4 protein-coding genes are annotated in these 2,433 nt (G+C 71.8%); 1 reads left to right on the forward strand and 3 read right to left on the reverse strand.

What is annotated here, in order from left to right:
• From HW578_RS28070 to HW578_RS25495, 3 genes are all read right to left on the reverse strand, one after another.
• The coding region (locus HW578_RS28070) for a hypothetical protein (protein WP_232479280.1) at positions 1-223 on the reverse strand (223 nt) is incomplete at its 3' end.
• Positions 224-252: 29 nt separating this feature from the next.
• The gene (locus HW578_RS25490) at positions 253-1,158 is read right to left on the reverse strand and encodes a hydrogen peroxide-inducible genes activator (protein ID WP_198373513.1); all 906 of its coding nucleotides are present in this window, start codon (positions 1,156-1,158) and stop codon (positions 253-255) included.
• Positions 1,159-1,244: 86 nt separating this feature from the next.
• Positions 1,245-1,997: a Crp/Fnr family transcriptional regulator gene (locus HW578_RS25495; protein ID WP_198373514.1), complete on the reverse strand. Its 753-nt coding sequence runs from the start codon at positions 1,995-1,997 to the stop codon at positions 1,245-1,247.
• Positions 1,998-2,043: 46 nt separating this feature from the next.
• Here HW578_RS25495 and HW578_RS28075 point away from each other — a divergent pair.
• Positions 2,044-2,433 (forward strand): SDR family NAD(P)-dependent oxidoreductase (locus HW578_RS28075; RefSeq protein ID WP_232479281.1); only part of this gene is annotated, 390 nt, incomplete at its 3' end.

Here is a 2,433-nt window from a genome sequence, read left to right on the forward strand (position 1 = left end):
CCGGCGCACCCCATCCGCCGCCGGGCTTGCCCTGGGCTGGCGCCGGTGCGCGCGGCGGCGGCTGGGACTTTGTCATCGCCTCGATGGCGACCCCGGCCAGCATGGCCAGCGCGCGGCCGAGATCCTGACCGCCCCGGGCGGGTGCGCGCCGGCCGGCCCCGCGCGCGGGCTGCCCACCGCCGAGCACGGCGCCAAGCACCCCGCCAAGGTCGAACTGCCTCATGCCCTGGAGCCCTCCGTCGCGCGCCTTTGCTACAGGTCGGAGAGTGCCGCCGCAATGGAGGGCACCAGGGCGCGGAATTCCTCGGCGCGCGGGCTCCGCGCACGCCAGGCGAGGCCGATCCGCCGACCGGCGCCACCGGCGAGCGGACGCAGTGTCACCTCGGCCCCGATCGCGACGCCGCCGGCGATTGTCAGGCGCGGCAGGATCGTCACCCCGAGCCCGCCGGCGACCATGTGAACCAGCGTGTACAGGGAGGTGGCGGCGAATTCCTCGGACATCGGCACCGCGGGCAGGCCGCAGGCGGCCAGGGCCTGGTCGCGCAGGCAGTGGCCTTCCTCGAGCAGCAGCAGCCTTTCGCCGGCGAGCGCACCAGGCGCCAGCGGACCGTCCTGCGCCAGCGCATGGCCGGGGGCACAGGCGATCACGAAGGGATCCTCGCTGATCGCCAGGGTGTCGGCGTCGCCGCAATCGCAGGGCAGGCTCACCAGCAGGAGGTCGAGCCGCCCCATCTCGAGGCCGTCCCGCAGTCCATCCGTCAGGTCCTCCCGAAGCCATAGGTTCAGGCGCGGGAAGGCGGCGCGCAGGCGGGGCATCAGCCGCGGCAGCAGGAAGGGGCCGATGGTCGGGATGACACCAAGCCGCAGCGACCCGGTCAGCGGTTCGCGTGCCGCATCGACCGTCTCGACGAAGGTGGTGAGTGCCGCGAGCGCCAGGCGCGCGCGCCCGACAAGGTCGCGCCCGAGCGGCGTGAAGACCGGCCGCTTGCCGCCCGTGCGCTCCAGCAGCGGCGCATCGACCTGGCGTTCGAGCGCCAGGATGCCGGAGGAAAGCGTGGATTTCGTCACCGCACAGGCGGCGGCGGCGCGGCCGAAATGACCGTGCTCGGCCAGCGCCACGAGGTAGCGGAGCTGTTGGGGACTCGGCAGGGGTATCATGCGAGCGCGAGACTACGCTTCTAAGGCGTATCATCACGCCGCGGAATTCAACTTTGGAGTTCCGTCACCTGCCCGCCGCGCGCGGGCTATGCCGCGTCGGCGCCCTCGCCTGCCGCGAGGCAGGCCAGCGCATTGCGGTCGCTTAGTTCGATGCCGGAATGCCCGTGCAGGCGGATCCAGCCACGCTTGCGGAAGGACGAGACGGCGCGGCTCACGGTCTCGAGGGTGAGGCCGAGGAACTCGCCGATATCCGCGCGCGTCGTCGGCAGGTCGAAGACCGGGCCGACATGGCCACGACGCTCTTGCGCCTCGGCCAGGGAGACCAGGAAGGCGGCGACGCGCTCCTCGGCACTGAAACGCCCCAGGGCCAGAATATGGTCCTGGCTGGCCGAGAGTTCCTTCACGCAGAGATCGAGGAAGCGGCGCTCCATCACCGGATAGCGCCGGAACATCTGTTCCAGCCGCCGGCGATCAAGGCGGCAGACGGTGCCGCGCGTGAGCATCTCGGCGCCGAAGGCGTGCTCGGCCTCCGGCGTGAAGCCGAGGATGTCGCCGGCGAAACGGAAGCCGATCACGGCCTGGCGGCCGTCAGGCAGGACGCGGGTCAGGCGGGCCATGCCCTCGGTCAGCGTGTACACATGCCGCGCGGCATCGCCCTGGCGGAAAATGGCGTCGCGCTGGTCGAAAGCGAGGCGTTCACTCTCGCCCGACATGTCGTCAAGCGCTGCCGCGTCGAGCGGGGCGCAGAGACCCACCGACCGCGAGCCGCACTTCATGCAGATGCTGGACTCGCTTCCGAGCCCTTCCATCAAGGCGCGCGTGGCGTCGAGTGGATGCATGATGCGCCTTCACCTGTCGTTGCGACCGTTACGACCGCGATCTCCCTTGCTCTTCGTCGAGCAGCGTGAGTGTCGACGCATGTTTGCTCTGGATCAAGAAGAAACCGGGCCGCCGGGGCGGGCCGCGGCGCATGGCTCGCTCCAATTCCGCACGGGGCTGGGCGGGACGGCTTGCGCCGCGGCCGATCCGCGCGAGACTGTGCGCGAAGGAGACGCTGCAATGTCCACAGCCACGCCGGATTTCCGCCTGCGAGGATGCCGCCTGCTCGTCACAGGCGCGTCGCTCGGGATCGGGCGCGCCGTCGCCCTCGCCGCGGCGGCGGCAGGCGCCGAGGTGGTGCTTTCGGCGCGCGGCCGGCCCGGTCTCGACGCCGTGGCCGGCGAGATCGCGGCCGCCGGCGGGCATGCCGTGGTGCTGCCCTTCGACGCGGGCGAC

The organism is Roseomonas rosulenta (assembly GCF_016106005.1).
GTDB classification, from domain to species: Bacteria; Pseudomonadota; Alphaproteobacteria; order Acetobacterales; family Acetobacteraceae; genus Neoroseomonas; species Neoroseomonas rosulenta.